Genomic DNA, 23,342 nt, shown 5'->3' on the forward strand with positions numbered 1-23,342 from the left:
TATAAGGAAACCTTCATTTTATGTAAACCCTTTATTAACAATTGATTGAAAAGTCAGTGCTGTTTTGGAAAATGCGTTGAAATGTCAAAAAGCAGTGGAACGAGTTCCACTGCTTTTTGGGTATTTATTGTGTTTTATTTCTAATATAATCTCGTATCATTCGTCTGTGGCTTCCAACCATCAGCTCTGGAAGTTGGTCTGAAGAAAAGTATCCCAAAGCTATACTTTCTTCTGTGTGGGTGAGATCTCCAGCATACTCATTTGTAACATAAGCCGTAGTGACAGAGTAGAATTCATCACCGTTATCTGCTTTCGTAAAAAATTCTTCACCAGAATAGAGTTTAAAAAGAGTGAGCTTTTGGATTGTTAAACCCGTTTCTTCAAAAGACTCTCTTACGGCTGTTTCTTCCGTTGATTCTCCTGGTTCCATCAATCCACCCGGTAACCCCCAGCGTTTTTGTTTTTCGTTACGCTGTTGGAGTAGAATTTCTCCATTTTCGTTTAAGATTATTGCGACGGCCCCGACTAAGATCAGTGGCCGATGACCAACAACGTCACGCAATTCCTTCACATAATTCATGGCTATCGCTCCTTTTCTTCCTATTATAAAGGAAGATCTCTTTTCGCGAAGATCATGATGGCAAGGGCATAAAGGACGGTACCTAGTAAGAAAAGGAACGTCATGGATGGCCAGATTTCAACAGAACCTCTGGCAATCTCAACTGGCCGAAATGTTGAAAAGAGAGAGAGATTCACCATCCAATCGAGTTTATCGCTCATTTTCCCGATTAAATCCATACCATAGAAGACGATGGTGAGTAGTCCAGAAAGTCCTAGTGCTTGTCGCTCATCATTTAATAAGGAAGAGAATAGAAACGAGTAGGCTGAGATGACGTAGAACAAAAGAATACCGACGAGATTAACCTTCATAAACGTCATGGCTTCAAACGGCTTATCATCAATTAATATTTCTGTTCCAATGACTCCTGCAAGAGCAGTTGTTAATCCGATAATAAGAAGTCCGGTGAGCAGCACAAGAGATTGAGTGAACGCAATTTTCTTTCGTGAGTTTGGTGTTGCGAGAATGTAAGCCATTGATCCTCTTTCAATGTGACGAGCCATTAGCTGTGAAGCTGTCATTAAGCAAAAAATCGATAAAATGACTATATACAGCAATCCATAATATTCCCCTGCAATAAAGTCACTTACATGCTGAAATCCACCTTCCATTCCAAATGCAGCTAGAAAGCTTTCGGGCATAGACTCCATTAATTCATTCAAACCAGGTGCATCTGCAATCGAAGGGTAGATGCCGATGATAAGAAGCAGGTAAAGTGCAGAGCCAATTGCATAGCTAGAGATGGACTTGGCATGGACTTTTAGCATCCTCGCATAGAGTGTCATATTCATGATTTCTCTGCCTCCCTGTCGTAATAAGTAAGAAAGACTTCTTCAAGATTTTGTTCATGAATATCAATGTTCCGAATCTGATAATCTCCTAAAGCAGAAATAAATTGATTGTAGTCACCTTGCACCGCTATTTCTGCGCGGTTATCTATGATTGATACGACCTCGAGGTTACTTTCTTTGATACGCTTTGCTTCCGCTTCAGTAGCAAACGTAACATCAAAAAGACGACGCTGCTTTTGCTGCAGATCATGAATATTCTCGACGACAACAATTTTTCCATCTTTAATGATCGCAGCTCTGTCACACGTTCGTTCAATTTCGGAGAAGCTATGAGAAGACATAAGGAATGTAGTGCCTTTCTCTTTCTGCTCCATTACAATTTCAATGAAAATTCGCTGCATGAGTGGGTCAAGACCAGAGGTAGGTTCGTCTAATATAATAACTTCAGGTTCATGCATAAAAGCAGCTACGATTCCCACTTTTTGTTTCATTCCTTTGGACATTTTACGAATAGGAGTTTTTACATCGAATTGAAGTCTATCAATTAGCTGATCACGATATGCGGTGTTTTTTAGATCTCTCATTCCGCCAACTAATTGAAGGAAACCGATGCCATCCATTCCATCTAGAAAGGCTATTTCACCAGGGAGGTATCCGATCTTCCTCTGGATTTTGGCAGCATCTTTCCACGTATCCATTCCATCTATCATTGCCGTGCCTTTTGTAGGCTTCATGAATCCCATTAAGTGACGTATCGTTGTCGATTTACCAGCACCGTTCGGGCCGAGAAATCCAAATACTTCGCCTCTAGGAATGGAGAACGTAACATCGAAGATCCCTTTTCCGTTTGGAAATTGTTTTGTTAACCCGTTTAATTCGATCATTGAGGTGTCCCCCTCAGCTAATTTTTGAACTATAATTTATTATATATTTCATTATTATCATAAATGACTCTATGATAATAAGCAACATTTATTGAACTCATATTTAATGAAAAGTTCAATAAGTGATATACTAATGGTGGTGATGAGAATGAATGGATTTGAATTACGTAAACAACAGAAGCGCAAAGATATAGTGGCGTCAGCTTTTACGTTATTTAACGAAGAAGGTATAAAAAAGGTAAAGATTAGTGACATTGCTCGTTTTGCTAATGTCTCTCAGGTCACGATTTATAATCATTTTACGAGTAAGGAAGAGCTTGTAAGAGCAGTGCTAAAAGACTATATGAACAATCAATTTAAAGCCTTTAAAGAGGTAGTTCAGCAGGAGCATTCTTTCGCTGAAGTGATTGAATTGATTATTTTTGAAAAGCATAAGGCAGTCCAAAGCCTTAATCCATCGCTTCTAGCAGAAATGTTAACGACAGATGAAGAGCTAAAGGATTACGTAGAACATTTTTATCGAACTCAGACACTTCCATTGTTTGTGCAACTCTTAGAAAAGGCACGTGAACGAGGAGAAATTAATGCTTCACTTTCGATGGAGTCGATTATGCTATATCTCAATGCCTTAAAGACAGAGGTGCAGCGCATTCCAGCCGAAACATGGTCAGAGCGAAAGGACTTTCTCGACGATGTTCTTCAACTATTCTTTTATGGTTTAAGTGGTGGTCCAGTTTCAAGTAGGAATGAATCTGAATAATCATTCATAAACTGAAATGTGTGTAAATTTTCACAAAATTTTAATAGTTTGTTAATTTATCTAACACACACCTGTTGTATAATGAAGCCATACAGAGGGAAAGTTGGTGAATTTTGTTGAAAAAGCTGAAAAAGTTAACCTTTAAACAGCTCGTTGATCAAAATAAAGCAGAACTTCTTAAAAATGAAAAAGAACTAGCTGAAATAGAAAAACGTATTGATAACAGACACGTTTAATTCAAAGAAAACAGTCGTCAAGCGACTGTTTTTTTGCATGAATTAGACTCATATTTGTTGCTTCTCCCTGTGCTAAACTATAGAAAGGAGGCGATCGGATGGCGAAATTAGTAAGTTTGAATGTAGGGAAACCTATTGAAACGAGCTACAAAGGGAAGTTGATCTCTACAGGCATCTACAAACAACCAGTGAGTGAATCAGTTTATGTATCTAAATTACAAGTAGAAGGAGATGGGCAAGCGGATCTTGTTCATCACGGAGGATCAGAGAAAGCCATTTGTGTTTACCCAATGGAGCATTATGCCTATTGGGAAGAACGTTTAAGATGTGAACTGAAGGCTGGTGCATTTGGTGAGAATTTTACAGTAGCTGGAATGGATGAGACAGAAGCACGTATCGGTGATATTTATCGAATTGGTGAGATTCAAGTACAGGTTAGCTTACCGAGGCAGCCATGCTTTAAACTCGCGAAGAAGTTTGAAGTTGATAACATGCACTTATTTGTGATGGAAAATGGGTACAGTGGTTATTATCTCCGAGTGTTAGAAGAGGGAGAAGTTAAAGCTGGGGATGAAATAACCCTTGAGAGTCGTCCAGATCATGATGTAACTGTTGCTTTAGTCAATCGAGTTACGTACAATGATCAAAAAGATCGCGCTGGTCTCGAAAAGGTATTACTTGCAAAAGAACTGAATGAAAACTGGTATAACAAGCTAAGTAAACAGTTGAGCGCGCTTTAAGTTGCGCGCCATTATTTTTTAGCCATTCGATAATAAAAGACGATCAGCATAATGATCGTAACGAATGTAACGGTGTATTTAACAACCTGCATCAGTTCCATTGATTTCTCCTAAAATAAAAGCTGGAACCGAGTGGATCCAGCTTATCTGAATGTTAAACAACTTTTTCTTTTAATGCTTTCCCAGGTTTAAAAGCAGGTGTCTTTGAAGCTTGGATGAGAATTTCTTCACCAGTTTGCGGGTTTCGTCCTTTTCTGGCAGAGCGTTCCCTTACTTCAAAATTACCAAATCCCACAAGCTGCACTTTTTCCCCTTTCGCAAGTGCCTCAGCAATCGTATCCATTAACCTGTCTACCACTCTCGCAGTATCTTTCTTTGACATTTCCGATCTTTCCGCAACTGTCGTTAGAAGTTCCGCTTTATTCATTAAGTTTCATCCTTTCTAAATTTGCTAGTTTCAATGCTATGGCACTATTTTCGCCAGTACATCAGTGATTTATACATCGTGAATAAAAGAATATAAAAAAGAGACTCTTAACGAATCTCCAGTGATTATAGGATATTAATAGTTGGATAGTTGTTTGTACTCTTTTTGAAGGTCCGTCAGTGTACATTGATACAGATGGTGGTCAGCGGTGGAATAGGCTCCTGCCTCAATAAGCTTCGAAATGTAGTAATTTCTACGTTGCTCTAGTGCTTTTCTGAGCTGATTGGTTTCCATGAGCACACCCTCCTTAACGATTTTTTATTCCCAGTATGTCCTGGGGCTATGCATTTTAATCAAAATTAGATGTGACAGATTGGACAAAGGACATGTAGGATTCGTAGAGCGCCTTATACAGAAGTGAAGCTTTTTATAGAAATGAGATGATGAGCAATGAATGAGGAGCAAATTATTTGTGCAATTGAAGCCATTCAATGGGATTACGAAGAAGCTCTTGTACCTGAATCTATTCACTATATTCAAAAAGATGACCTAGTGATGATCAAAAATGATAAATCAGCAAGTGTCTATGCGAATAAGGTTGTTCGCTTCAGTCAAACTCTTAACGAGGTTGAAGAAGCGATAGCGTATTTTCAGGACAGTCCCTTCTCCTGGTGGATCCAAACAAGTTCTGAGTCTAGTGAACTTGAAAAACAGCTTATTAAATTGGGGATGAAGCACGCCGATACATACGTTGGTTTAGCAAAGGAAGTAACAGAAGAAATTCCGTCATCATCAGAATATATCCATAAAGAAGTGACAACGAAAGAAGACGTTCTTGGGCATGTAGAGATCGCAGGGAAGGTTTGGGGTTATGACAATCAGGCGATGAAAGCTGCTATTAATGAAAGAGCTTCTTATCTTCAGTTCGCTGAGCGAAGAGGAGGCTATACGCTCTTGCTAGACGGAAAGTATCCAATCGGTTATTCGAATTATCGCTATAGTAAGGATGGGAAAGCTCTTTATTTAAATGGAGCAGCGGTTCTGCCTGAATATAGAGGGAAAGGGATTTACAAAAACATGCTGAAGGCACGTTTATATAAAGCGAGTCAAAGAGGATGCGAGATAGCGGTGACGCAAGCGAGAGTCGGTACTTCTGAACCTATTCTACGAAAGCTGGGGTTTAGGGAGTATGCGGAGTATAAGCAATATATCCGAGAATAGAAGCGCAAACAGTAGCCAACCTTTTGTGAAGATGCTGTAAATCTCATTGTGTTTCTGTAAAAAAGGTAGGATTGCGAATATAGAATCTGGAATACTCCAACGTGAAGGATTAATCCTTCGCCTTCTTAAACTTTCGTTAAAAGGAGCTGTTCTGTTGTTGAAAACCTTTGTTCTAGACACCAATATTCTTTTGCATGATGCTCATTCCCTTTTTCGATTTGGCGACAATCACGTTGTGGTTCCAGCGATTGTGATTGAAGAAATCGATTCTAAGAAGCGGTTGATGAATGAGGTAGGTCGTAATGCACGAGAATTTAGCAGAATGTACAAAAAACTGCGAGATAAAAACAAAGGCAAGCTCGATGAACCGATTCCATTTGAATCTGGAGGAACATTTCGAATTGAGTTAAATCATCGCTCTTTTGATAAACTACGAAATGAGTTTAGTGAAGATTCCAATGATAACCGCATTATTGCAGTATCGATTAATTTAAGCGCGGATGATACAGGAGATGTCGTTCTTGTTTCAAATGACATGTTAATGATCGCGAAAGCAGATGCCTTAAAAAAATCACTTGAGTTACCATCTTTTTTTCCTGAACTATATGAAAATGATCGTCTTATTGAGCACGTCGATCGTCTTCATAGAGGCTATCATGAAATTCTAGTGCCTCCTGAAATCATTGACTCTCTTTATAAGAGCGGCGAACTCTCTATGAATATTCTGCGTGAGTATATGAACACAGAAGTTTATAGTCAAGATTTTATCCTTTTAAAAGATATTTTTGGAAGTAGTCATTCTGGGATTGGAAGAGTATTAATTCGAAATCAGAAAGTAGTAATTCAAGGCCTAAACCGAGAAAGTGAACATATTTGGGGAATCCTCCCAAAAAACGTGCAGCAGCGTATGTTAATGGAACTGTTGGTGGATAAAAGTGTTTCACTTGTTTGTGCAACTGGAAAGGCGGGAACGGGGAAAACGCTTCTTGCACTTGCTGCAGGACTTAGTCAGACGGAAGACGAGCAGCATTATCAAAAGCTACTTGTTTCAAAGCCCGTAATACCAGTTGGAAATGATATCGGCTTTTTGCCTGGTGAGAAAGAAGAGAAGCTTAGACCCTGGATTCAACCAATCTATGATAATCTAGAATTTTTATTTGATGCCAATAATGAAGAAGAGTTAACAAACATTTTAACTGGCTTGAGGACGCTAAAAGTCGAAGCGTTAACGTACATAAGAGGGAGGAGCATCCCTCATCAATTTGTGATTATTGATGAAGTTCAAAACTTATCTCCACATGAAGTGAAAACGATTTTAACAAGAGTAGGCGAGGGAACGAAGATTGTTCTAATTGGGGACCCCGAACAGATTGATCATCCTTACCTTGATTCAGTGAACAATGGTTTAACGTATGCTGTTGAACGGCTAAAGCAGGAAGATGAGGTAGGAATTGTCCACTTAACGAGTACAGAGCGAAGTAAGCTTGCTGAAATAGCTGCTCGACTTCTTTAAGTAGTACGAAGGGATGATATCCTCAAAAAATAAAATGGGAAATTAGACCATATGGAACTAGACAAACCGAGCTTTTCTATCAGATAATTCAGTTAAAAGAGAGGGGCGCTAAACATGAGTGATGTTAGATTAATACCATTCGAAGTTAATGCAGTCGTTCAAGAAGCAGGAATTCTTCCAGATGGGATTGAAATGATTCAAGCACCAGCGGTATGGGAAGAATCTGAAAAAGGAAAAGGACGAATCATTGCGGTAGTAGACACAGGTTGTCAAATTGATCATCCTGATCTTCAATCACGTATTATTGGAGGTAAGAACTTTACGCAAGATTTCGGTGGAGATGCAGATCGTTATGATGATAATAATGGTCACGGTACGCATGTCGCCGGAACGATTGCAGCAACGAACGGAGAAAAAGGGGTTCAAGGTGTTGCCCCAGATTCAAAGCTCTTGATCGTTAAAGTACTGAATGAAGCCGGAAGTGGTTCATATCAATCTATCATTAATGGGATTCGGTATGCCATCGATTGGAAGGGGACAGAAGGTGAACGGGTAAATGTGATCTCGATGTCGCTCGGTGGACCATCTGATGTACCAGAACTTCACGATGTTATTAAAGATGCCGTGAATCAAAATATTTCAGTTGTGTGCGCCGCTGGTAATGAAGGAGACGATAGAGAAGACACATCTGAATTCGCTTATCCAGGTGCCTATAATGAAGTAATTGAAGTAGGAGCGGCCTCTTTCCAACGCACGCTCGCTCCATTTTCCAATACGAATAATGAGATTGACTTAATTGCACCAGGTGTAGATATTCTTTCAACTTATCCGGGTAGTGAATATGCTGTTCTTTCTGGAACCTCAATGGCTGCTCCGCACGTATCAGGGGCACTGGCACTTCTCATGAATGTTTCTGAGAAGGAATTTAAGCGCACGCTTAGTGAAGCTGAAATTTATTCACAGCTTATCAAGAGAACCGTGCCAATCGGTTGTACAAAGCAAGCTGAAGGAAATGGCCTTCTGGCTTTAAATTTTATGAATCAGCTCGATTCGCTCTTTAATATTTATACAACCGCGTGGGATCAAACAGAAGTGAAATCAGAAAAAGTAACGAAATAACTTCACAAGTAAAGTGAAATCAATATTATCATTTACATCAAAAATCGTAGTGCGAATTAAGATTCGCACTACGATTTTTGTGTTATATAACTATGTTGGTGCATGATATTTCCAATCTAAGGTGGTGAATCAGGTTCAAAAGAAGTGGACTTGAGAAAAAGTATGTAAAAGGATTCACTATGCAACAAAGCATTCATTTTTGATGTGAGCTGGGAGAACCTTCATAAGGTTAGATGATATTTTCTTAATACTTTTTAAGTACACACCCATGATAGATGCATAGGATAATTTATACATTGTGAAGGGATTGAGAAACTATGTACTATGATCCTTCTATGCATCCTTATCATCACTATCAACGTCCGCCAACTTATAACGAGGAGAGACAGCCTGGTTACGAACCTTTGCCTCAAGTGACAAAGCAAGGTCTTACATCTCGATTTTCCAATAATGCTGGAAGTAGGGAATTCAAAGATTATGGACCGAAACCATTTGTCGCTAATATTAATGAAGCAACGAAGCAAAACGATACCTTTCGCACAGCTTTATGGACAGGTGAACATTTACAATTAACGTTAATGAGTATCGATGTTGGTGAAGACATTGGTTTGGAAATGCACCCGAACCTTGACCAATTTTTGCGAATTGAACAAGGGCAGGGAAAGGTGCAAATGGGGAAACGTAAAGATTCTTTGAATTATGAACGAGAGGTTTATGATGATTATGCTGTATTTATACCCGCTGGCACATGGCACAATCTCACAAATACTGGAGATGTTCCGATTAAGCTTTACTCGATCTATGCTCCACCTAATCATCCTTTTGGAACGGTTCATGAGACAAAAGAAGATGCTATAGCGGCGGAAGAAGGCGAGCGTAATCGAAACTCAGCTGTGTTTGGCAAAACGCCAGATGAATGGGTGAAATACACGGAATTCTTAGTAAATGAAGGGTTGGAAGATGTCGAAAGAGGCATAAATGCAACACACATTCTTCAAGAGTTTATTCTAATGGGAGTGCTGGTTGGAAAGGGTTACTCTCCTGAAAAAGCCTATGAAATAGTGGAAGATTGGGAGCGAACTGGACAGTCCAAACTTCTTCAACAAAGCAAAAACATGTAGAAATAGCTTAGGAAAATGAACAAGATGCTTTACGGTCGTAGTTTGATCAGGATTCGAATTGTTTAACAGAAATTTTTCACCCCAGAAGAGCTTAAAAAGCATTAGCTCTTCTGAGGTGAAATCATATTTGTGCTAATTGTAGGTTTAACTTCAAAAGAAGTCATCATTTTCTTTCGTGTTTTGTGCGTCATTCGTTCTATTTGCTTCTTGTATCTTTATTTTTTCAAGTTGTTCGATCATATGCTTGTAGTCTAGCTGGCTAATATTAGGGTAATGATTGATTTTTCTTTTAATGTCATCTAACTCAGTAGGGAGTTTATTTCGACTGTTATTTGAAAACATAGCCGCAACGGTTCCTGTAATAACACCGATCGTTCCAATTCCGACCATCATTAATACCGCAGCAACCAGTTTGCCTGCAGCTGTTTCAGGATAGAGATCTCCATACCCCACCGTAGTGGTAGTCACAACTGCCCACCAGAGGGCATCACCATATGTCTCAAATTCTGGTTCAATCCATTTCATCGAAAGCGCTGAAATGAAGAGGAGTGAGATAACATAGACAAACGCACGATCAATTTTATATTTGGTTAGAAAGAGTTCAAAAACAGACGTGCGGTGATTAATGAGTGCGACTAATCGTATCACCCGTATAAAGCGGACAAGTCTCGCGGTCCGAAACAATTGATCGAGCGGAATAATAGCAATCAAATCCAGCGGATGCTGTTTGATAAAAGTCCATTTGTGATCACTTAAAAAAAGCCGCGTCGCATAATCAAGTAAGAATAAGATCCAAATAAAAAAATCGAGCGCAGCGCCTTCGGGATCGGGTAAATCAATGACGAGTGAAAAAATAAGGAGAAGGGCGAGTACAAATTCATAAATCATTCCTAGAGACTGCTTTTGCAATGGATCACCTTCTTTTGTCTATTTATCACTATTTCGCTATCAAGAAGAATCTCCCTGCAAAAAAAGAAGTCCTCCATAAAGTGGGGGACTGAAGTTAAGCTTCTTTGATAAAAGCAAAAGAACTTTAGATTGGGATGATGTCTCCATCCCATGATTTCTTGCGAATGAAGTAGGCATCTTCAATGGTTGCTTCCGCTTCAAGAAAATGATCGAAGGGTTTTGTGATATCAATGTATTTAATCATGTACTGTTTATTTAATCGTTTCATGTGAATAATCCGCTCCTGCTCAAGTTGAGCGATTTCGTTAAGAAGGATTTTCCCTTCCCACACACGTAAAGGAAGCTCTCTTTTCCAAAGAGGAATGGACCCATGAAAAAGAATTTCCCCTTCTTGAAGCCATATTAAATCGTCAGCAATATCTTCCCATTCATTTAACTCATGTGTCGCGATAAGAACAAGCCTTTTTTCGGCATATCTTGATAGAAGGGAGACGACGTTCTTTCGTTCACGACTATCGAGGTAGTTTAACGGTTCATCAAGTAGCAAAATAGGAGGACAGTCAAGAATGGCTTGTGCGATACCGACACGCTGTTTCACTCCTTGAGAGAGAGCTTTAATTTTCTTCCTTTTACATGTTTGAATATGTAGGGCTTCCATCGTTTGATCAACGGCATCTTGATGAAGGACCCCTTTTAATTCACACATATACCTAAGGAACCTCTTCATTCTCATTTCTTCATATAATTCGATACCTGTTGGAAGAAAGCCGATATTCTTACGAATAAAGGGGAGGGAGGTATCAACTGTTCTCCCACCATATTCGATGATGCCTCTTTGGGGCCTTATTGCTGTTGCTAGAAGTTGAAGCAAGGTAGATTTACCAGCGCCGTTCTTACCAACTAGAATGGTGATCCCGGAACCAAGTGTTAATTCGGGAATCGCAAGTGAGAACTGTTTTCGAGTATATTTGATGTTTTGTAGTTGAATCATGGCCTAATCTCACAAATATTGAAGATGCAAACTCTTCCGATACGATAAGAAGAGCATGGCAACTCCAAGTCCAAGTATAATAAGGTAGGAGACAACAAAGAGTAAGTCTTGTTGAAGTGCTTCACCAGATAGTTCGAAAACAGTATAAGGTAATACAAGAAAAGTAAGCGCCCATCCAGCAAGTGAGGCGATAAATCCGGCAATTACCCCTTTATGGAACATGACAAAGGCAAGCAAACCTGTCAGAAAGAGAAGCGGCGCGAACCAATGCAAAAGAAACGTAGCGGGGTTAACCATCGTATTATCTTTCACAATATATAAGGTAGATAACAGGGCCAAACCAATGTTTACGACTAAGACAACAAGCAATTTACTTAAGAGAAGAAGTGCTGGAGGGAATGGGGTAATCGATTCGACCATCCGCATTTCTTTGTTCCAGGTTTTATAACTATAAAGCACACCAAATAATAGATAAATGGGAACAACGATAGGAAATAAACTGTCTGATTCCATGCTTCCAGCCGAAATCATCGTTAACATTGCAAAAATCAATACGCTAATCAGCCAGTAGGCCCAGTGATAAGAACGGAATTGATTAAGGCATTGTTTTGTTAGTGACGGCTTTGCAGGCTCAGGTTCTTGATCGAAATCAATTCCGATTTGAGAAGGTTTAAGTTCATCGAAAGAATCCTGTAACGAAAGAAGCAGCTTCTGTGTATCCTCTGAACGGGGTGACGTTGCCAGATATGACTTGATCGGCTGCTCTAGATCTTCTTCTAACTTTTCTAATTCAAGATCGGTGTCTTGCATGGCTAACTTCCTCCTTTCGTTCTATTGAAGCTTTTAGTTTCTTCAATGCGTGAAATAAGTTCGACTTTACTGTACCGAGTGGAAGTTCCAAAGCTTCTGCAATTTCTTGATACTTTAATTCCTGGTAAAACCGTAAATACACAATTTCTCTTTGCGTCTCAGAAAGCGTATCGAGCTGCTTGAGAAACTCCACACGTGATTCTTGCCTTTCAAATAGTTCCACTACTGATGGTTCTCGGTCAGCTTGATCTGGAATGAAGTCGAGAATTTGCTTTTCTGACCTAAATCCCGCGCTTTTCCAATAATCTCGGCATTGATTTGTGGCCACCTGGTAAAGCCAGGGCTTGATCTTTTCTGGGGTTTTCTTTGTTTTTAGTTGTTTAATTAATTTCAGGAAGGTTTCTTGAACAACATCTTCGGCCTTTCTTCTATCACGTAACATCCGTTCTAGATAACCAAGAAGCGGAGCATGATAACGATGAACAAGGGCTTCGAAAGCAGCCTGATTTCCACGTACCATAGCGACTACTAGTTCCTCATCTGTCATGAACCATCCTCCTTTCTAGTCTGATGATCTTGCATCACTTCATCCCATATTTTCTGCCATTCTTCGTAAGGAATGAGAGTAGAAGGTTCTCGAAACAAGGTGAAATCTGCTGCAAATCCCGGGTCTACCCAGGGTTCGCTATATATTCGGTCTAGGACTTCTTTCACTTTCTTACTATCTCCATCAGCGATGGCTTCGTTGATCATTGTGAAAATCTGGTTAGCTTTGATTTCTTCCTCACTGTAGTCTTCCAGTGGGATATCATCTTGAATCGTGATAACAAGGTCGCGGATTTGACTGGCCTTTTTTTTATTTCCATTTTCTAATTCATAAATGTACGTATAAGCACTTTGGATGGCACTTGTTACTAGCTCGCCGTCCTCATACCCATAAATCTCAGTACCATCATGGAATAGACTCACTTGAAAGAGCAATTTCATAAGATAAGTTTCATCCATTTGATAGAAAGTGGATTCGCTTAGGATATAGTTTTGATCAATAAAACCTTGTTGTCTCACGTAATTGGCCCAGCGAATATTCTCTACAGGAACGATAAAAAAATGACGCATAGGCTCTGTTTTTTTCGTTAAATAGTGGTTGGTGTATAGAAGGCGTTTGTCCAATTCCTTCATGAGCTCAACAGCGCGATCCAGATTGTAACTGTCCGTTACGATTGACATTGGATAATAAGTAGAATCAACTTCAGTCAGATCTCCAGCATAAAGGTCTAATTTAGAAGTTTTCCCTTGAAGTTTATAGGTTCCAACATTTGTTTTAAGTTCATCGATTGTGCCATATAAGGGTAGTGCCATACCTGAAACTTCGACATTAAAAGTGGCTCTATTCGAAATCCCAATATTCGTTTGTGATTCTCCGTTCATGTCATATAAATATTGATGCCCTGGCAATGGATACCAGGCTGTTTGAGAAGGCATAATCATTTGATCATTTCCAACATGGCCCGGATAGTATTCCTGACCATTATTAGATGCCCATAGTTTGTATGGTCCTTCATATTGAATACGAATAACAGGTTCTTTCATATTTTCAGGTAAAGTAACGGTCAGAAAATCATTCTCTTGAGTAAATGGAATTGGATGTTGATCAATCGTGACTTGGTTAACTGAAAATGTCTGATTCAATGTGAATTTCATGAACTCCTTTGTTTGAAATTCTGCTGATGGTAGAGTGAGAGATGCATCAATGAAAAGTGATTGATCTTCATGCTGAATGGATAAGTCAAACTGTTTTATTTCAAAACGTTCTGGTTGATAGAGCTCTTCTTCCTCTTTCATAAGAGTATTAGGAGAAGAAAGGGAAGGGAAAGACATGTAACTAGCTTGACCGTTTTGTTCGTCTGTTATCAATGGAGATTCTTGTTTAATCTTACTAAATTCATCAGTTCGTTCCTTCCAGAAAGAAGCATATGGAAGATACGACATCACGACAATTCCTATACTGATCATGAGTGCAACCTTCCACAGCCACGTATATGGATGAGGTCGGCGTTTATTGAGAATGAAAATGATGAGTACCAGGAGAAAGGAAGAAACCGTTAAAACAAAAATGCGCTGTAACTGTAATTCTTCTTTCATTAATTCAATTCCCCAGGTGCCATTAACAAGAACAGAATCGACAAATAAGTAGGTTAGATGGAACGCTTTAAGATAAAAGTGTCCGCCTTGATCAATAATGAAAATTTCCATGAATAGCGTACCAAACATCCAGGCACAGAAGGCGATTAAGTAAACAAAGCGATTTTTAATAAGTACCGATAAAAGCATGCCAAGAGTTAAACTAATGAAGAACGCTACTTCGTATTGAGTCCCATAGAAACGCAGAATTGTGAACGTTTCTTCTATCGGAATGTTATCTCTCATAGCAAAGATAAAGTAGGTTCCACTCATTAGGACCGTATATATCGTCATATAGATGAGCGCGGACATCAATTTTGCTGATATGAATACGAAATTGGACACGGGAAATGATTGATGCCACTCAAATGATTCATTCCCAACGTCTCGTCGTATTAAATAAACGCCAATCAGAATACTTAAGCCAATAACGAGAATGAATATAAGAGAGTGCGTTGTTTCATATGTTGTTCTGTAGAGGTTGCCATGTCCTCCTTCTTGATCTGCACTCATGCTAAAAAGTAACCAGATCAAATATAAGAAAGGAAGAGGTGCGAAAAACCAGTTTTTATACAAAAAAGAAAATTCAAGCTTATACTGGATAAGCCATTTTCTCATAGTCCATCACGCCCAATCAGTGCCATGTACCCTTCTTCAAGGGTAGGATCCACGGCTTCGGCAAATTCAAATGGTGCTACTGGAGATATTGCTCGACACCTTAATCCTGTTGCTTTTCGTTTTGTAAGCGTCATTTGTAATCCATTTAATTGGTCCCAGTTATTATCAAAGAGGTCGAACTCCCAAACAAGTCCATTCCCCTTACGTTGAAGCTCATCTGGTGTGCCTTGAAAAAGAATGCGCCCTTTATTTAGAACGATCAGCGTATCACAGCTTCCTTCAATGTCTTCTACAATATGCGTAGAAAGAATGACGGTTTTTCGGCTAGAAACATCAGCTAGTAAGTTGCGAAAGCGTAAGCGTTCTTCAGGATCAAGTCCAGCAGAAGGTTCGTCGAATATCATCACAGCGGGTTCTCCATAAAGTGCCTGGGCAATGCCGAGACGTTGCTGCATTCCATTTGAGAACGTCTTGATTTTTTGATTCTGTTGCTTTTCTAAATTAAGGGCATGAAGCAATCGTTTTTTTTCTAGCTCATGATCATAATGGTGGTCTCGTTTCAACTTCCCAACATAGTCCAAAAACTGAGATGCAGTAAGCTGCGGATACAGCTTGAAATGTTGAGGGAGGTAACCAATTTCTTTCCGAACACTTGAAGCTTCTCGGTTAAGTGAATAACCTTTAAGATAGATTTCTCCGGAAGAAGGCTTTGAGACCGCAGCTAGCATTCTCATAAATGTTGTTTTTCCAGCACCATTTGGACCAATAAGCCCTACCATGCCTCCTTCGATGGACAAAGTGAGGTCATGTAGAATCTTCTCCTTTTTGAACTGTTTAGTTAGATGAGATACTTCAATCAAAATCGTTCATCCTTTTACTAGTATTCTATGGCTAAGACGATTATAGTCGATAAAAGGTTTTGTTATGGAAAACAAAAATCCTCTGCACAATGCGTGCAGAGGATTGGTTTTAAAGAGGTAATACATAGAAGAGAACACAGAAGAAATGAGCAAGTGTTCCAGCTACCACGAAAAGATGCCAAACTGCATGATGGTATTTAAAAGCTCTCCAGACATAGAATACCGCTCCGATTGTGTAGAGAACACCTCCAACAATGAGAAGCATCATTCCGTTTGGAGCCAAGTTCTGCGTGAGTGGATTCCAGGCAAGAACGATCAGCCAGCCCATTAAGACGTAGAGAATAGTTGAGATAAATAGAAACTTTTTTACAAAATAAGCTTTGAATACTGTTCCAATAATCGCGAGTCCCCACACGATGCCAAATAGTGTCCAACCTAGCCAACCTTCAATTACAATAAACAAGAAGGGAGTGTAAGTACCAGCGATAAAGAAATAGATAGAAGAGTGATCAAGTATTTCGAAAAAGTCTTTCGCTTTCCCAGGTGGAAAGCTGTGAACGAGTGTAGAGGCCGTATAAAGCATCAGCATCGTTGTACCGAAAAGTGTAAAACTTACAATATGCCAGGCAGTTCCATAGAGAGACGCAAACACAATTAAGATGACTAGAGCGGCAACGCTTATGATAGCTCCAATTCCGTGAGTAATATAATTTGCTCGCTCCTCGCCAACTGTAAACGTATGAGTTGTCATGATTCGCATCATTCCTTTAGATCAATTACTAGAAGTATACTACATGATTCCCCGAACGTCATTTCTGATCGAACCTTATTTCTTAAGATTACGTAGTTTTTCTGCTTCTTTTAAGAGATGATAAGTGTAAAAATCTTTTTCTTCTACTTGTTCTGTGGCAGCTTCCATAACGAGAAACTCTTCCGCAATTTCTTCTCGCATTGAAGTAAGTAACTTTTCACTGTCAGTAGTAACTAATTTATTCTTTTGATCCACGGTTGGTTCGCTCCTTCAACATTAAATGATAGTCTCATTGTGCCTTAAGGAAGCGATTTTATTCTAAAATGACTTATTTTATTTTCACCATTTCCTTAGTGATAGAGCGATAGACATGATATCCACTAGTAGATACCCCAATAGTACCTGCTCCAGGGAAAACGCTGTCGCCACAAAGCCACAATCCCTTGAGGCCAGTACGGTGAGAAAGACTGTTGAACAAACTATATTCATTCGTTTGTGGGAAACCTCCAACCATGCCTTTAGGTCTTTTCGTAAATCTTTCCCATGCTCGTGGTGCACCTGTCATTTGCAATTCGATTCCACTTCTTACATTAGGTATCACTCTTTCAATACCTGTGAGCATTTTCTCAGTTAGCTCCTTTTTATATTGATCGTATTTCTCTTTCGTATCCCAATGGTGAAGCTCTGTATGTGTACTGACTGTTAATGTGCGAAAGCCCTCTGGCGCACGAAAGAGATCATTGGATTTTGAAAGTGACAAGAAGAGGTGATTTCCTTCGGTCATTTTTCCATTATCCGAAAAGACTTGACTAAAGAGGGACGTATATTCAGGGATGATTTTTTCATCTAAAGCAAGATACATCGTAAAAGCTCCCCACTGAGTCATTTGACTTCGTTTTCTTAACTTAGTGGGGAGTTGTTCTTGAAGTGGTTCTGGAAGAAGTGGAACAAAGCCCTGTACAGGTAAGTTATTAATAAGGTGATCAGCTCTCCAACTCTCCCCTTTTTGATCGACAGCTACCCAACGGTTGTTTTCACGCCGAATCGATTGAATTTGCTTTCTCAGGTAAGTTCGACCACCGTTCTGTTCAATATATTGCTGTAGTGTTTCAGCGATGCGATACAATCCACCTTCAGAGTAATATGCCCCTTCGTGATAAATATCGAGAGCAAGAGCACCCATAAGTGCTGAGCACTCTTCACTAGTTGTTTGCATGCTATCAATTAATTGTCCATCAATAAAATGGTGAAAGTCTAGTGCATCATTAAGATTATGTTTTTTTAGAAGATCTCCCATTGTTTTCCGAAGGTAGGGAACCAGTCCGGGAGTTCCTGGTTTGAGAGATAGGAGAAGCCCTTTCCATTCTGATAGGGTGACTGGAGGTACAACAGGGAGAGGTCCAATTAACTTACGTACTTCGGCTCCAATTTTCCATATTTCTCGATAGAAAGAAACAATTTGTTTGGAGTGTTCTGGAAACTGGGTAGCGCATTCTGATAAATGGCGATTTCGATCTGTATAATAAGGCATGACGCGATTGCCATCGTATATTCTCATAATTTCATCCAACGAAAAAACAGGGAAGGACAAACCGAGTTCTTGGAAAATGCGATAGTGTAATCCACCTTCTTCGAACCCCATCCCCATCGTCGCTCCAACAGGGAAGAGAAAATGCCCTCGTGTAAATTTTCCTGCTGATCCACCCCATTCATTCGATGCTTCAAGTATTGTTACGTTGTAGCCTTCTTTCGTCAGTAATGCTCCAGCAGTCAGTCCGCCAATGCCACCACCAATAACAACAATATCCATAATGATCCCTCCAAGATGGTCCGAGCTTGATATCCTTCTATTATAATAGGTATGATGTTGCAAATCATGTATGAGTGTGTCGAGAAGAAGCTTAATGAATGAGAAATTTCCATGTTTGTACCGGGGTACTTGTCCAGCCACAAAGTTAAAAGAAACATAAGATAAATTAAAGAGTGAGGTCAGGTCCCCCCTCTGTATATACTCACTCTTTGTGACCCATTGTAGAGTCAGAATTTATTCTGACTCTTTTTTTTGGCTATGTTAGATAATGCATGTATAATAGCCTATTGATTCGGATCAAAGCGCATGAAATGAGTGCATTCCACTTTCGGCCCTCTATCAGAGCAGTTTGCTTTCGAATCTTGTAAAGAAGGGGGAATCAACCTTGCTTGAAATTATCGAAATAGGAACAAATGAGCATGGAAGAGAGCTGACGATTCGAGAGCTGATTAAGAAACTTGAAGAACATCCTCTTGATCCTGCATTTGAACAAAGTGGAAATTTTATTTTTCCTTATCAGCCAGTCCGTGATGCAAAACGATATGCTGGTTGCAGAGCATTTTTTGGCGACTTCGCGATGATATCATGCCGTTTCTTTATTGTGACGGATGAAAAGGTACTTATAGAAGAGTTGATAAAGGCAATTAAAGAAAATCAAGAACGCATTGATTATGGAAGGTTAAGAGAAGTTCAGGTGAACGGTCGAGTATCCCATTAATTATGCTATAATCAGGATATTCTGCTAGTGATTGGAGTGAATGAAATGAGTCTTGAAACACTTCAGGAACAAGTCGATGGATTGATGGATAAATACACCGAGCTTCTCCTTGGAGATACGAGCCCTGAGCTGAAGGAAAAAGTGAAGCTATGGGCGATGTACACGCATCTTTCAAAAACGATGCCTCCTCTTGCGAAACATTGGAATCAAACGTATCCTGATGCGAAGGATGCCATGAAAGAGCTAGTGACCGAAATCAAAACTATGAACGAAGAGCATCGTAAAGCCCAACAGGATAACCAGAAAGAATCAGATAAGTGAAACCAGGACTTCCCTGGTTTCTTTTTTTTTGGCTACATTAACGAACGTTTTTGATTTTAGCTTATTCGAGAATCAACCATTTAAGCTAATATAGGATTTTGTTTCATTTCAGAAGCTCATCCCTTGAGAAATGAGGTGGTTGTTAAGAAAAAAGGTTATGAAAATAGATGAGAAGAGAAGTATCCGATTTTGTAACATTTAAATATACTATTTTAAGTTCCAGTTTTTTTCGTGAAGAGCGGGGTATAGAATACTAATTCAAGTAAATATTTAACAAAATTTATTACGGAGAAAATCTATCAAAAATAGACTAAACGACAGCATATCATGGTAGAATAGCATTAAAGGCGAAATATGGCGGTATTTGATACTATATGCCGATTTTCTCCACTATATATTTTTTTAGACGTTTTGTATGCGTTTACATGGAGGGGTTATGATGGAACAAGTAATGCGTAATTTCTTTTTATACATGGGGAAGAATAAAGTAGCTACAAAAGTAGCGAAACGGTATGGTATGCGCTTTGGAGCTAGCCGGTTTGTAGCCGGTGCGTCTCTTAATAGCTCTGTAAATGCTATTAAGAAACTAAATGAAAAGGGACTTTCTGTTACAATCGATCATCTTGGTGAGTTTGTAGATAACGCCGCTGAGGCTGATGAAATGACAAACCACTGTATTGAAGCAATTGAGCGAATTGCAGCAGAAAATCTTGATTCTCAGCTTTCTCTTAAACTCACATCAATGGGGTTAGACATTGATTACGATATGACGATGAAAAATATGCGCCGAATTCTTGAAGCTGCTGATCAGCACAATGTCTTTGTTACGATTGATATGGAAGATTTCGAGAGGTGCGGAAAAACAATAGAGATTTTTACTAACCTAAAGAGGGAGTATACGAACATTGGTACAGTTCTTCAAGCCTACTTATACCGCGTAGCTGAAGATGTAGAAAAGCTGAACGATCTATCTCCAAATCTTAGACTTGTTAAAGGTGCTTATAAAGAGTCACCAAAAGTCGCATTTCCGGATAAAAAGGATGTCGACGAGAATTTCAAAAAAATCATTAAAATGCACTTATTGAATGGAAATTACACAGCCATTGCGACCCATGATGATCGCATCATTGAATACACAAAGAAGCTCGTAGAGGAATACAATATCCCCCGTTCTCAATTTGAATTTCAAATGCTATATGGTATTTGTGTAGATAAACAAGATGAGCTCCTTAAAGAAGGTTTCAAAATGCGTGTCTACGTACCCTATGGAAAAGACTGGTATGGATATTTTATGAGAAGACTTGCTGAGAGGCCTGCAAACGTAGCTTTCGTCCTTAAAGGAATGATGAAATAGTGAAAAGCGGACGAATGTCCGCTTTAAAATAAGCTTTGTTTAAATTTATAAAATTTTGTCAAAAAAATCCGTGTGATATATTGCTAAATTTCAGAATATATTTTATAGTATAGACAGAGGAAATGATCTCGCTCTTTTTTTTGAATTAAAAATGAATGAGCATTCATTCAACAGGGGAGGTTCGCTATGACACGTAGCATTCATAAAGTAGCTGTATTAGGAGCAGGAGTAATGGGATCAGGCATTGCCGCCCACCTGGCGAATGTAGGAATTCCAAGTTTGCTATTGGATATTGCACCAAAGGAACCGAATGAAAAGGAAAAAGTCAAAGGACTTACACTCGCTGACCGTTCTGTCAGAAATAGACTTGCGGCAGAAGCGATTGAGAAACTTAAGAAACAAAAACCGGCACCGCTTTCTAAGAAAGATCACATTCAATTAATTGAAGCGGGAAATATGGAAGACGATATGGAGCGCTTGCAAGAAGTTGACTGGATCATTGAAGTTGTTGTCGAAAACCTGGAGATCAAGAAAAAAGTATATGAAAAAGTAGATGAATATAGACGACCTGGAACCATTGTTAGTTCGAATACTTCCGGTATTTCCGTAGAAGCAATGGCTGAAGGTAGATCAGAAGATTTTAGGAAGCACTTCCTTGGTACGCACTTTTTTAACCCACCAAGATATTTAAAGCTTCTTGAAGTGATTCCAACGAAAGACACGGATCCAGACGTCCTTTCCTATATGAAAACATTTGGTGAAGATACTCTCGGCAAAGGTGTTGTAGAAACGAAAGACACGCCAAACTTCATTGCCAATCGAATTGGAACTTATGGCCTGCTTGTCACAGTTAGAGAAATGATGAATCGCGGCTTTTCAGTTGGAGAAGTAGATTCTGTAACTGGCCCAGCAATCGGCCGTCCAAAAAGTGCAACGTTTCGAACACTCGATGTAGTTGGACTTGATACGTTTATTCACGTAGCGAACAACGTTTTTGAACAGGTTGAAGGTGATGAGAAAGAAGTATTCCGGATTCCTGAATTTATGCAACAGATGAAAGAAAAAGGCTGGATTGGAGCAAAGGCGGGTCAGGGCTTTTTCATAAAACAAAAAGGGGCAAAAGGAAGCGAAATTCTAGAGTTAAATCCATCTACGCTTGAATATGAACCACGACAGAAATTAAAAACAGCTTCTGTTGAGGCAAGTAAACAAGCGAAGTCAAAAGCGGATAAACTGAAAGCGCTTGCTTACGCGAATGACCGCGCAGGTGAATTAATTTGGAACATCATGAAGCCTGTTTTGCTTTACTCTGCTGAGAAAACCTATGAAATCGCTGATGATATCGACGCCGTCGATCGTGCCATGAAATGGGGCTTTGGATGGGAAATGGGTCCTTTTGAAACGTGGGATGCTCTTGGAGTTGAGAAATCAGTGGCTCGAATGAAGGAAGAAGGCGAAACGATTCCTGAATGGGTTGATCAAATGCTTGCCTCAGGGCAAACGTCTTTCTATAAGCAGGAAGGTGCCACTCAATCTTTCTACCATAATGGTGAGCAAAGAGTAGTGGAGGAAAGCAAGAAAATTATCCACCTTAAAGGATTAAAAGCGCAAAATCGCGTGATTAAGAAAAATACCGGAGCAACGCTTCTTGATCTTGGAGACGGGGTTGCAGGACTTGAATTCCATTCCCCAAACAATGCAATTGGAATGGATATTCTCCAGATGATTAATGAAGCCGTTGATGAAACGGAGAAAAACTTCGAAGGACTTGTGATTGGAAACCAGGGCAAAAACTTCTGTGTTGGTGCCAACGTCGCGTATATGTTAATGGAAGCTCAAGATGATAATTTCTTTGAAATCGAAATGGTTGCAAGGAAGTTTCAACAGTCCATGGCACGTATTCGCTACTCTCAAAAACCAGTCGTAGCAGCGCCGTTTCAGATGACGCTCGGCGGTGGGGCAGAAGTATGTATGCCAGCAGCTTCCATTCAAGCTTCTTCAGAAACATATATGGGCCTCGTAGAAGTAGGTGTTGGCTTGATTCCGGGTGGAGGCGGAAATAAAGAACTTTACATGCGTCAGCTAGAGCAAACGCCTCCAGGAGTTAATGTTAATTTAACTGATATTGCCGCCAACGTTTTTGAAACGATTGCGATGGCGAAAGTTTCAACATCAGCACATGAAGCAATGGAGCGAGGATTTATTCGACCTCAGGATGGTATTAGTGCAAACGCGGATCACGTTCTCCATGATGCAAAGGAAAAAGTGCTTTTCCTTGCTGAACAAGGTTATCAGCCACCTGTTGCTAAAAAGATCCCAGTTGCTGGAGAAGCAGGTTATGCTGCAATGTTAATGGGAGCGAAAACGATGAAATGGAGCGGTTACCTTTCCGATCACGATTTAACGATTGCGACCAAACTTGCTCACGTCATTGCGGGCGGAAAAGTAAAAGAAGGAACATTAGTCGATGAGCAGTATCTTCTGGATCTTGAGCGTGAAGCGTTCCTCAGCCTGCTAGGAGAGCCAAAAACGCAAGCAAGAATGCAGCATATGTTACTTAAAGGAAAACCGCTGCGCAACTAGTATGG

At 39.7% G+C, this 23,342-nt stretch carries 25 protein-coding genes; 11 read left to right on the top strand and 14 right to left on the bottom strand.

Features of this window, described 5'->3' with window-relative positions; all coding sequences use genetic code 11:
- Positions 1-124: 124 nt before the first annotated feature.
- From IQ283_RS04465 to IQ283_RS04475, 3 genes are read right to left on the bottom strand one after another with little or no spacing between them, the layout of a single operon-like run.
- Positions 125-580, bottom strand: a complete 456-nt coding sequence (locus IQ283_RS04465) for an NUDIX hydrolase (RefSeq protein ID WP_194218939.1) — start codon at positions 578-580, stop codon at positions 125-127.
- Between the two features lie 23 nt (positions 581-603).
- Positions 604-1,410: an ABC transporter permease subunit gene (locus tag IQ283_RS04470; protein WP_194218940.1), complete on the bottom strand. Its 807-nt coding sequence runs from the start codon at positions 1,408-1,410 to the stop codon at positions 604-606.
- Entirely contained in the window at positions 1,407-2,294 is an 888-nt protein-coding gene (locus tag IQ283_RS04475; protein WP_194218941.1) for an ABC transporter ATP-binding protein, read from the bottom strand. The genes IQ283_RS04470 and IQ283_RS04475 overlap by 4 nt, the downstream gene beginning before the upstream one ends.
- Positions 2,295-2,442: 148 nt before the next feature.
- On the opposite strand from IQ283_RS04475, the gene IQ283_RS04480 reads away from it, so the two are divergent.
- From IQ283_RS04480 to IQ283_RS04490, 3 genes are all read left to right on the top strand, one after another.
- On the top strand, positions 2,443-3,054 hold the full coding sequence (locus IQ283_RS04480; protein ID WP_194218942.1) for a TetR/AcrR family transcriptional regulator: 612 nt from the start codon (positions 2,443-2,445) through the stop codon (positions 3,052-3,054).
- A 116-nt stretch (positions 3,055-3,170) separates the two neighbouring features.
- Positions 3,171-3,290: an FbpB family small basic protein gene (locus IQ283_RS04485; protein WP_370314259.1), complete on the top strand. Its 120-nt coding sequence runs from the start codon at positions 3,171-3,173 to the stop codon at positions 3,288-3,290.
- 98 nt (positions 3,291-3,388) lie between these two features.
- Positions 3,389-4,030: an MOSC domain-containing protein gene (locus IQ283_RS04490; protein ID WP_194218943.1), complete on the top strand. Its 642-nt coding sequence runs from the start codon at positions 3,389-3,391 to the stop codon at positions 4,028-4,030.
- Positions 4,031-4,184: 154 nt separating this feature from the next.
- Here IQ283_RS04490 and IQ283_RS04495 read toward each other — a convergent pair whose 3' ends face one another.
- Together IQ283_RS04495 and IQ283_RS04500 are read right to left on the bottom strand one after the other, a co-directional pair.
- Positions 4,185-4,457, bottom strand: a complete 273-nt coding sequence (locus IQ283_RS04495) for an HU family DNA-binding protein (protein WP_194218944.1) — start codon at positions 4,455-4,457, stop codon at positions 4,185-4,187.
- Positions 4,458-4,592: 135 nt separating this feature from the next.
- Positions 4,593-4,751, bottom strand: coding sequence for a Fur-regulated basic protein FbpA (locus IQ283_RS04500; protein WP_194218945.1), 159 nt, complete (start codon positions 4,749-4,751; stop codon positions 4,593-4,595).
- Positions 4,752-4,907: 156 nt separating this feature from the next.
- Here IQ283_RS04500 and IQ283_RS04505 point away from each other — a divergent pair, with 156 nt between their 5' ends.
- The 4 genes from IQ283_RS04505 (at position 4,908) to IQ283_RS04520 (ending at position 9,431) form a co-directional block, all read left to right on the top strand.
- Positions 4,908-5,678: a GNAT family N-acetyltransferase gene (locus tag IQ283_RS04505; protein ID WP_194218946.1), complete on the top strand. Its 771-nt coding sequence runs from the start codon at positions 4,908-4,910 to the stop codon at positions 5,676-5,678.
- Between the two features lie 151 nt (positions 5,679-5,829).
- On the top strand, positions 5,830-7,191 hold the full coding sequence (locus IQ283_RS04510; protein ID WP_194219593.1) for a PhoH family protein: 1,362 nt from the start codon (positions 5,830-5,832) through the stop codon (positions 7,189-7,191).
- Positions 7,192-7,305: 114 nt separating this feature from the next.
- The gene (locus IQ283_RS04515; protein WP_194218947.1) at positions 7,306-8,310 is read left to right on the top strand and encodes a S8 family peptidase; all 1,005 of its coding nucleotides are present in this window, start codon (positions 7,306-7,308) and stop codon (positions 8,308-8,310) included.
- 317 nt (positions 8,311-8,627) lie between these two features.
- The gene (locus tag IQ283_RS04520; RefSeq protein ID WP_194218948.1) at positions 8,628-9,431 is read left to right on the top strand and encodes a cupin domain-containing protein; all 804 of its coding nucleotides are present in this window, start codon (positions 8,628-8,630) and stop codon (positions 9,429-9,431) included.
- Positions 9,432-9,581: 150 nt separating this feature from the next.
- On the opposite strand, the gene IQ283_RS04525 is transcribed toward IQ283_RS04520, so the two are convergent.
- The 9 genes from IQ283_RS04525 to IQ283_RS04565 form a co-directional block, all read right to left on the bottom strand.
- Positions 9,582-10,340 (bottom strand): potassium channel family protein, encoded by a 759-nt coding sequence (locus IQ283_RS04525; protein ID WP_194218949.1) that lies wholly within the window; start codon positions 10,338-10,340, stop codon positions 9,582-9,584.
- A 124-nt stretch (positions 10,341-10,464) separates the two neighbouring features.
- The gene (locus IQ283_RS04530; RefSeq protein WP_194218950.1) at positions 10,465-11,331 is read right to left on the bottom strand and encodes an ATP-binding cassette domain-containing protein; all 867 of its coding nucleotides are present in this window, start codon (positions 11,329-11,331) and stop codon (positions 10,465-10,467) included.
- A 9-nt stretch (positions 11,332-11,340) separates the two neighbouring features.
- Positions 11,341-12,141 (bottom strand): hypothetical protein, encoded by an 801-nt coding sequence (locus IQ283_RS04535; RefSeq protein WP_194218951.1) that lies wholly within the window; start codon positions 12,139-12,141, stop codon positions 11,341-11,343.
- A complete protein-coding gene (locus IQ283_RS04540) occupies positions 12,122-12,688 on the bottom strand; it encodes an RNA polymerase sigma factor (protein ID WP_194218952.1) in 567 nt (188 codons plus the stop codon). The genes IQ283_RS04535 and IQ283_RS04540 overlap by 20 nt, the downstream gene beginning before the upstream one ends.
- Positions 12,685-14,940 carry an ABC transporter permease/M1 family aminopeptidase gene (locus IQ283_RS04545; protein WP_194218953.1) on the bottom strand — a complete coding sequence of 752 codons (2,256 nt, stop codon included), beginning with the start codon at positions 14,938-14,940 and terminating at the stop codon, positions 12,685-12,687. Before IQ283_RS04545 ends, IQ283_RS04540 begins: the two co-directional genes overlap by 4 nt.
- Positions 14,937-15,800, bottom strand: coding sequence for an ATP-binding cassette domain-containing protein (locus IQ283_RS04550; RefSeq protein WP_242057238.1), 864 nt, complete (start codon positions 15,798-15,800; stop codon positions 14,937-14,939). Before IQ283_RS04550 ends, IQ283_RS04545 begins: the two co-directional genes overlap by 4 nt.
- A gap of 109 nt (positions 15,801-15,909) precedes the next feature.
- Positions 15,910-16,554, bottom strand: coding sequence for a PAQR family membrane homeostasis protein TrhA (gene trhA, locus IQ283_RS04555; protein WP_194219595.1), 645 nt, complete (start codon positions 16,552-16,554; stop codon positions 15,910-15,912).
- A 72-nt stretch (positions 16,555-16,626) separates the two neighbouring features.
- Positions 16,627-16,806 (bottom strand): hypothetical protein, encoded by a 180-nt coding sequence (locus tag IQ283_RS04560; RefSeq protein WP_194218954.1) that lies wholly within the window; start codon positions 16,804-16,806, stop codon positions 16,627-16,629.
- Positions 16,807-16,879: 73 nt separating this feature from the next.
- Positions 16,880-18,361: an FAD-dependent oxidoreductase gene (locus IQ283_RS04565; protein WP_242057239.1), complete on the bottom strand. Its 1,482-nt coding sequence runs from the start codon at positions 18,359-18,361 to the stop codon at positions 16,880-16,882.
- A gap of 385 nt (positions 18,362-18,746) precedes the next feature.
- Here IQ283_RS04565 and IQ283_RS04570 point away from each other — a divergent pair, with 385 nt between their 5' ends.
- From IQ283_RS04570 to IQ283_RS04585, 4 genes are all read left to right on the top strand, one after another.
- Positions 18,747-19,079, top strand: coding sequence for a hypothetical protein (locus tag IQ283_RS04570; protein ID WP_194218955.1), 333 nt, complete (start codon positions 18,747-18,749; stop codon positions 19,077-19,079).
- 45 nt (positions 19,080-19,124) lie between these two features.
- A complete protein-coding gene (locus IQ283_RS04575; protein ID WP_194218956.1) occupies positions 19,125-19,400 on the top strand; it encodes a YusU family protein in 276 nt (91 codons plus the stop codon).
- A 439-nt stretch (positions 19,401-19,839) separates the two neighbouring features.
- Positions 19,840-20,754 (top strand): proline dehydrogenase family protein, encoded by a 915-nt coding sequence (locus IQ283_RS04580; protein ID WP_194218957.1) that lies wholly within the window; start codon positions 19,840-19,842, stop codon positions 20,752-20,754.
- A gap of 186 nt (positions 20,755-20,940) precedes the next feature.
- Entirely contained in the window at positions 20,941-23,337 is a 2,397-nt protein-coding gene (locus IQ283_RS04585; protein WP_194218958.1) for a 3-hydroxyacyl-CoA dehydrogenase/enoyl-CoA hydratase family protein, read from the top strand.
- The last annotated feature ends 5 nt before the right edge of the window (positions 23,338-23,342 follow it).

The organism is Pseudalkalibacillus hwajinpoensis (assembly GCF_015234585.1).
Lineage (GTDB): Bacteria > Bacillota > Bacilli > Bacillales > Guptibacillaceae > Guptibacillus > Guptibacillus hwajinpoensis_B.